This is a genomic window from uncultured Roseovarius sp. (genome assembly GCF_913054395.1).
Classification (GTDB): Bacteria; Pseudomonadota; Alphaproteobacteria; order Rhodobacterales; family Rhodobacteraceae; genus Roseovarius.
Window position 1 is genome coordinate 1 of record NZ_CAJXIP010000152.1, and the last position, 7,367, is coordinate 7,367.

The 7,367-nt window shown below is 55.2% G+C and carries 6 protein-coding genes; all 6 read right to left on the reverse strand.

Going from position 1 to position 7,367, the window contains the following annotated elements; genetic code table 11:
• Positions 1–70: 70 nt before the first annotated feature.
• The 6 genes from QZ522_RS16060 to QZ522_RS16085 all read right to left on the reverse strand — a co-directional run bounded on the left by QZ522_RS16060 (position 71) and on the right by QZ522_RS16085 (position 7,234).
• Positions 71–1,597 (reverse strand): IS66 family transposase, encoded by a 1,527-nt coding sequence (locus QZ522_RS16060; RefSeq protein ID WP_294613856.1) that lies wholly within the window; start codon positions 1,595–1,597, stop codon positions 71–73.
• Between the two features lie 68 nt (positions 1,598–1,665).
• Positions 1,666–2,019 (reverse strand): IS66 family insertion sequence element accessory protein TnpB, encoded by a 354-nt coding sequence (tnpB, locus tag QZ522_RS16065; RefSeq protein WP_294613859.1) that lies wholly within the window; start codon positions 2,017–2,019, stop codon positions 1,666–1,668.
• Positions 2,016–2,453, reverse strand: coding sequence for a transposase (locus tag QZ522_RS16070; RefSeq protein ID WP_294613862.1), 438 nt, complete (start codon positions 2,451–2,453; stop codon positions 2,016–2,018). Before QZ522_RS16070 ends, tnpB begins: the two co-directional genes overlap by 4 nt.
• A 302-nt stretch (positions 2,454–2,755) precedes the next feature.
• Complete coding sequence (locus QZ522_RS16075) at positions 2,756–3,133, reverse strand: response regulator (RefSeq protein WP_294613865.1); 378 nt, start codon at positions 3,131–3,133, stop codon at positions 2,756–2,758.
• Positions 3,134–3,495: 362 nt separating this feature from the next.
• A complete protein-coding gene (locus QZ522_RS16080) occupies positions 3,496–6,753 on the reverse strand; it encodes a PAS-domain containing protein (RefSeq protein WP_294613868.1) in 3,258 nt (1,085 codons plus the stop codon).
• Between the two features lie 85 nt (positions 6,754–6,838).
• A complete protein-coding gene (locus QZ522_RS16085) occupies positions 6,839–7,234 on the reverse strand; it encodes an Hpt domain-containing protein (RefSeq protein WP_294613871.1) in 396 nt (131 codons plus the stop codon).
• Positions 7,235–7,367: the final 133 nt, after the last annotated feature.

The following is a 7,367-nucleotide window of genomic DNA, read 5'->3' on the forward strand; positions in this document are numbered from 1 at the left end:
ACCTTCGCCCTTGACTAGGCCGGCTGCCATGCAGCGCCGCAGCACTTCATTGAACGTAAGCGAACGGGCATCACACCTTGCCGGCGGATACCCAGTTGTGCGGCAGCAGCTCGGCCAGGGCGCTGGCCTTCTGCGTCGGCAGGCGCATGAGCACATCCTTCAGGTAGGCGTACGGATCGTGTCCGTTCAGGCGGGCTGACTGGATCAGCGTCATCAAGGCTGCGCCACGCTGGCCACTGCGTAGCGAGCCGGCAAACAGCCAGTTGGCGCGCCCCAGGGCCCAGGGGCGGATCTGATTCTCGATCCAGTTGTTGTCGATGGGCAGGTTGCCGTCATCCAGGTAGCGCACCAACGCTGCCCAGCGCTTGAGGCTGTAGTCGAGTGCCTTGGCGATCGCGCTGCCTTCCGGCACCTTCTGCCGCTGCCCAAGCATCCAGCTATGCAGGCCATCGATGATCGGCCTGGCTTTGTCCTGGCGCAGTTGCCGTCGCTGTGCGGCGAGCAGCTCTCGCCCTTCGCGCTCCACCTCGTACAGCTGACCGATGTACTGGAGGGCCTGCTCGGCCAGTTGACTCTGGTTGGCGGCATGCAGGTCGAAGAACTTGCGCCGTGCATGGGCCATGCAGCCGATCTCGGTCACGCCTTGCTCGAAGCTGGCCTTGTAGCCGGCGAAGTCGTCGCAGACCAGTTTGCCTTGCCAGTCACCCAGGAAGCTGCGCGCGTGCTCGCCGGCCCGGCTCGGCCTGAAGTCGTAGACCACGGCCTTGAGGTCGGCGAAGGGGCTGGGTGCATAAGCCCAGACGTAAGCCCGCTGGGTCTTCTTTGTGCCCGGGGCAAGCATCTGCACTGGGGTTTCGTCGGCGAGGATGACGTCCTGCTGAAGCAGGCAGTCGCGCAGGGCATCAACCAGGGGTTGCAGCTGGACACCGCAAGCGCCGACCCATTGCGCAAGCGTGGAACGCGCAATGGCCAGCCCGGCGCGGGCGAAGATCTTTTCCTGGCGGTACAGCGGCAGGTGATCGGCGAACTTGGCCACCATGACCTGCGCGATCAGCGCCTCGGTAGGCAGCCCGCCGGGCACGACATGTTCCGGGGCATGCGCCTGCACCACCGCGCCGGAGCAACGCCGGCAGGCATATCTGGGGCGCCGGGTGACAAGCACGCGGAGCTGGGCCGGCACCACGTCCAGCCGCTCGGAGACATCCTCGCCGATCCTGGCCATCTCGCCGCAACCGCAGGGGCAGAGCGTGCTTTTGGGTTCGATGACCCGTTCGATCCGGGGCAGGTGTTTCGGAAGATGACCGCGGTTGCGTTTCGGCACGCCGCTCTCGGCAGCACCTTGCCCCTTCAGTGCGCGTCGCGCCTTCTCCTGCGCCGCTTCCAGCACGCCCTGCGCCAGTTCGACATCTTCGAGCGGCAGATTGAACTGCTCCGGGTCGAGCTTCTCGGACCTCCGCCCGAACTTCTCCCGGCGCAGCTCGCTGACGATGCTCTCCAGACGTTTCTGGGCCTCGACCGCATCCGCCAACGCCGCCTCGGTCTCGGCGAGGCGGGCCTTCAGAAGCGCGTTCTCTTCGGCTAGGGCGGTGTCGGTCATGGCTGCGATCAAGCACACGGGCGGGATCACCACCACCGGTAAATCATCGCCGAGTCACTCTGCCGCAGCTACCCGGCCAGTTCCGGCCGCCGCACACGTTCGGGGCGGACAAGCCGCCAGTCGAGGCCTTCGAACAACGCCGAGAACTGCGCGGGCGACATCTTCATCACGCCGTCCTGAACCTTGGGCCAAACGAACTTCGCTCCCTCGAGGCGCTTGTGGACCAGCACGATGCCGGTCTGGTCCCAGACCAGCACCTTGATGCGGTCCGCGCGCTTGGCCCGGAACACGAAGGCCGCGCCGCTGAACGGGTCGAGGCCCATCACCTCCTGAACCAGCAGCGCCAGGCCGTCTATGCCCTTCCGGAAATCCGTCGGGCGCGTGGCCACGTAGACGCGCAGCCCACCAGCCGGCGAGATCATTGCGATGCCGCCCGGATCGCGCGGATCATCCGGGTCAATTGCGCCTCATCCATGTCCGGCGGCACATGCAGGGTCACGCCATCGACCACCATCTCGATCCTGCTGGACCTGGTCGCGCCGCCGCGCCGTTTCGGGCTGGGTGCAGGCCGGGCCGGATTCGGCTCCACGACAAGCGCCGCGAACATCGGTTCGTCAGTTGTCCCGGCGGGCAGAGCCAGCGCGCCGGCCATCAGCTTCTTGCGCCAATCGTAGACCTGCCAGCGGGTCACGTCATGTCGCCGTGCGACATCCGCCACCTTCGCCCCGGGCACCAGGCTCTCCGCCGCGATCCGCGCCCGTTCCGTCTCGCTACGCATGCGCCGGCCCGACCGCCCTTCCAGAACCTCGATCCTGCCCGCGTAGCCATCCGTTGAGCCGTCTAAAGAGCCGTCCATTTTGCCGTCCTATCCTGTCTCTTCTCGACAGAAGGACTCGCACAACCAGCGTCAGCGCGGCAGGAGGGGATCGGCGTGGCGCTTACGTCCGCGATGGCGGTCAGTGTTTCGCGCGAGTAGGCGTAGGGATCGATGGCTTCAGCCTGCAGGTTTCAATGAGTGAGGCCATGCGTTCCGCACAGCACGTTTGCGCATTTCAGGTGAATATCTGTTTCCAGATTTTTTCTTTTCCATGACTCAGTCTCATTGCTTCTGGGCCTCTGGCAAACAAGGGGCGGTTCACTACAGGTCGGAAAAAGCAATCAGATTGCTAGCTTTTCCCATATGCTGCGGAGTTGATCAGGCAGTGCGGTTGGATCAAAGGGTTTGGTAATGACGTCTGCCTTAAATTCATCTTTCAGCCGCTCGACATCAACACTTGAGGCCTTGGCTGTCATAAAGACCACGGGGGTGTAGGAAAAAACAGAAATCTGTCGCAGTTTTCGTACAGCTGTAGGTCCGTCTTTTACCGGCATCATCACGTCCATAAGGATCAAATCGGGATTAAACTTTTCCGCCTGGTCTAAAGTTTCTTGGCCATTTGTGCATTGAAGAAGCTTAAACCCGCCCAGTATTTCCAGCGACATCTTTGTAAGTTCGCGAATATCGGCACAATCGTCTGCGTGAAGAATCTTGCTCAAGTTCGACATAGCCTGTGCTTTCTCCAGTTTGACCACGTTACTTATGAGCCTGCCTAATATTTCGTGCACTCATTTGTGACACTTATCAGAAATTTTCCCGTACTGGAACATCAGGCTGCCTGAAAATCTGACTTCTGGTATCCGGTGGAACCCTTATTTTCTGTCGGTAAATCTACGTAGAACGTCGTGTGTTTGCCGATCTCGGACAGGAATTCGACATTACCGCCCTTACCCTCAACCAAGGCCTTAACGATAGTAAGACCAAGTCACGTTTTGCCGTTTCACAGAGCCTACGCCTAGCAGGGCAACCATGATGTCTTTGTTCATGCCGTCTTGGTTGATTTCCCAGTATTGTCTATTTTTTAACCGGTGGAGGTAGTAGGAAGAGTAAAGGAGAAGGTGCTTCCAACACCAACCTCGCTCTTGAGCGTCAATCGCCCGCCCTGAAGCTCAACCAATCGATGCGAGATTGTAAGGCCAAGCCCGGTGCCGTCGTTTGAACGTGTATACGAAGTGTCTACTTGGCCAAACGGCTTAAAAATCATACTCTGCTTGTCTTCCGGGATGCCGCAGCCGCTGTCCTCGATATGAATGGTAACGTATCCATCAACCGACTCCGTGCTGATCAAAATGCCGCCTTTTTCGGTGAATTTCAGCGCATTGCCGATCAGATTCATCAGAATCTGGCGCAGCCGCGTGTTATCAGCAAAAATAATTTCGCCATTCGTTATAGCAGTCAATTCTAGAGATTTTTGATCTGCCGCAGCCGCAAACTGATCAACCATAGATTCAATCACGCTATCGACCGCGATTTCTTGCGCGTCAATATTAAATTTGCCGACATCCATTCTAGACAGGTCTAATGTGTCGTTGATCAGCTTGAGCAACTGTTCGCCCGAGACCTCTATTTTAGCAGCATATCTCGCTATTTCGTCTTGAATTGGAGCCAGGTAACGCAGCGCAGTTTTTGCCGACTGATTTCCTGCTCCGGCGCTCGCATTCAGCGCTTTCACGGAGGGCAACAGTTCGGGTTTCGCCAGGAATGCGTTATAGCCCAATACGACAGTTAGTGGTGTACGCAATTCATGACTGATAACATTAAGGAACTGAGTTTTTGCAAAACTTGCCGCCTCTGCTTCACGGAGTGCGTTGTATAGAACAGATACGTCAGTACCCACGCCTCGATAGCCTGCAAATTCGCCCTGCTCATCGTATATCGGAGTGCCACTAATACGTACCCATGTGGGATTGTGTTCACTATCGTGCAAACGATAAACAAAGTTCTTGAATGAGGCTCGGGCCATTTGCTTTGCTGCCAGCCATTTCCAGTCGGTGCTGTCGCGCACTTTGGGACTACCCTCGTTCAATTGCGCTCGTGTCAGCCCGAGAGCAAATTTGGAGCTCCGGCCCAGAATTCGGTCAAATCCTTCCGAGAAATAGGTGAACCGCAAATCTTTGTCCTGTTCCCAGAACCAATCATTGGTGATTTCCGCCATATCGTCGAAACGCTTCTCAGCGGCATCGCGTTGTTCCAGTACGCGCCGCATCTCTACGTTTGAGGCTTGAAGATCGGCTTGCTGCCGCTTCAATTCCGTAATGTCTACCCGAATGCCAACCCGACCACCGTCACTGGTCAATCGATTGTAGGACCGAATCCATTTGCCATTTTGCAGCGGGTATTCCCACTCGTATTCACCCTCGCATATCCGGTCAGAGACTTCCTGCAACCATTCTACTTCACGCCCGATTGCTTCCGGATACTCACCCCGCGCGAGCCCGTATTCAAGAATTTCTTTGGATGTTGCACCGGTCCGCACCGCTGGAGCACTTTTTTCATAGAGGTTGCAGTACATATCGTTGTACATCGCCAGACGACCATCCGGATTGAAAAGCCAGAAGCCAGCTGGCATAGCATTTATTGCGTCACGAAGCCGCCGCTCAGCTGTTTCCGCGCGCTCACGGCTTTTTACTTGTTCTGTAATGTCAGTACGCAACCCAACGCGACCACCATCTAGTGTGGCTCTTTCGTAAATACGCAGCCAGCGCCCATCGTCCAGCTGCTGTTCAAGCATCTTATCGGCTGATTTATGATCGGCGAGCCGTTCTACAAGAAATTCCTCTTCCCTGCCGATCGCTTCTCGGTATTGGCCGTTTTTGAGGCCGAAACGCAAAATTTCCTCGAACCGTGTGCCGGGGATCATGACTTCAGCACTCTTGCTGTAGATTTCCTTGTATTTAGCGTTGCAAAGCACCAGCCGGTCGTCTGAGTCATAGATTGCAAATCCATCAGGCAGCGTCGCAATCGCTGCCAAGAGCTGGTCCTGTGCGAGTTGTGCCAATGCCTCGGCAGCTTCGGCGCGCTCCCTGGCCTGTACTTGTTCAGTGATATCAATGCGAAGTCCGACACGTCCGCCCGACGGTGTCAAGTTTTCGTAAATCCGCAACGTGCGGCCCTTATCGAATTTGACCTCGAAATCATTGCCCTCGACTGGCAACTTCAGTTGTTCTGCGATCCATTCTTCTTCCCGACCAATTGCATCAGGGAACTGGCCGCGTTCAATACCTAACCGCAAGATGTCTTTAAAGCTGGCACCGGGTTTAATGGCTTCCGCACATTTGTCATGTATCTCCACATAACGTTGATTGCACAGCACAAGCCTGTTTTCGGAATCGAAAATTACAAAGCCATCCGTAAGGTTATCAATAGCTGTCTTAAGATGTTTTTGCGCGTTTACGCGTTCTGCATTTTGCTGGACCGCGAGAAGGATCAGGAAAACCCCGATAAACGCAATGAGGCACAATACAAAATAGATCGCCCAGGGCGTAACATAGCCCGCATTCCATCCCGCTCTCGGAACCACGCCCAATGTGAGTTGCAAGCCTGGAATTGCAAGCGTTGTCGTCACCGGGGCATTTTCGAATACCTCAATGTCTCCCACTACATTAGCGTCGTCCAAGACAGATACCAGCGCAACTATCTGTTCATGTTCTGACCCTTGGAATCCTTCGGTGAGGTGCAGGGCATCATGCAGGAGAGCTTCTGCATCAATGATCACTGAAACAATTTTTCTGCCTGAATCCAAATCCTCTTTCGCATTGCCCACAAAAACGGGCATCCTGATAATCAGGCCGGCACCGCCTTGCAATAATTGCACAGGACCTTGAATTTCAGTTTGTCCCGTCCTGTAAATACGCTCTATAACGACGTTTTGTTCTTCAACATTACGAATGTCGCGACCAACCAGGTGACTGTTTTCTTCAAAAGGAAACACTAGTTTGATCACACCGTCCTGAAGGACGGCCAGATTGAGTATCGCCGGATCATTCATTCGAAATCGCTGACCCAATCGGAGAAACTGTTCCTGGTCGATATCCCGGTTCAGTTCGAACGCTGTTGTCAAGCCACGTGCTCTGATCTCGTAGCCACGCAGCGCGACAATAAGATTTTGGCTTATTTTTTCTGCGAAGGCCTGAGTTTCAACTCGTTGTGATGTAATGAAATCTTTCTGACGAGTGATCTCGAGAAAATAGATTAATATACAGAGTAAAGTAGCCGTTGCGAACAAGGCGAATAATTTCGCCCTGCTAAAATTAGATACCTCGCCGACGTGCGATGCCATACTGCTCAATGCCCATCGTTTTGACATTTGCTACTTTAGCGCGAACGAGACCCAGTGCAATCTCCCTTTTCTCCAGAGACTGTATCTAGCTGGCGCAGAGGGCGAAAGGTTCTTCCTCGAGCGTTTTTTCAAGAAGATCAAGCAGTGCTTCGACCTTCGCTAGGGCAGGCTGACGCTCGGATTCCGAACATTGTCGCAGTAAAGCGTTTTCCCTTACCTTTTCCCACAACTGCTCGGTTTCCGCAGCCACTGTCCCGATCTCCTCAAAACCTAGGCTGGGTGCAAGCCCCGCCAAATTATGGGCTGCAATGGCGATAGCGCTAGCTGCTTCCGTACAGGTTTCATAATTCCGTATATCGGCCACTGCCGCCTCGATAGAGAGAATGCGAGAATCCATCTCATCCACAAACTTCACACGAAGAGTCTCTATACCCCTACGCATCGACTCGGGCATTTTCTCGCTATGGTGTTCACCCAACATTTAGTGACCTCTCAAGATGAGAATTTCGAGACCCTAAGATTTTCCCCGGTTGTTTCCGTGCATCGTGAATCGACTTATAGATCAGATCGGTTGGGTCATTGAACGTCACTAAACCGTTTGAGCAGGGATTGCC

Bases quoted from the DNA above. Each gene is read 5' to 3' on its own strand.
- QZ522_RS16060 (WP_294613856.1), bottom strand. From the start codon at position 1,597: ATGACCGACACCGCCCTAGCCGAAGAGAACGCGCTTCTGAAGGCCCGC.
- tnpB (WP_294613859.1), bottom strand. From the start codon at position 2,019: ATGATCTCGCCGGCTGGTGGGCTGCGCGTCTACGTGGCCACGCGCCCG.
- QZ522_RS16070 (WP_294613862.1), bottom strand. From the start codon at position 2,453: ATGGACGGCTCTTTAGACGGCTCAACGGATGGCTACGCGGGCAGGATC.
- QZ522_RS16080 (WP_294613868.1), bottom strand. From the start codon at position 6,753: ATGGCATCGCACGTCGGCGAGGTATCTAATTTTAGCAGGGCGAAATTA.
- QZ522_RS16085 (WP_294613871.1), bottom strand. From the start codon at position 7,234: ATGTTGGGTGAACACCATAGCGAGAAAATGCCCGAGTCGATGCGTAGG.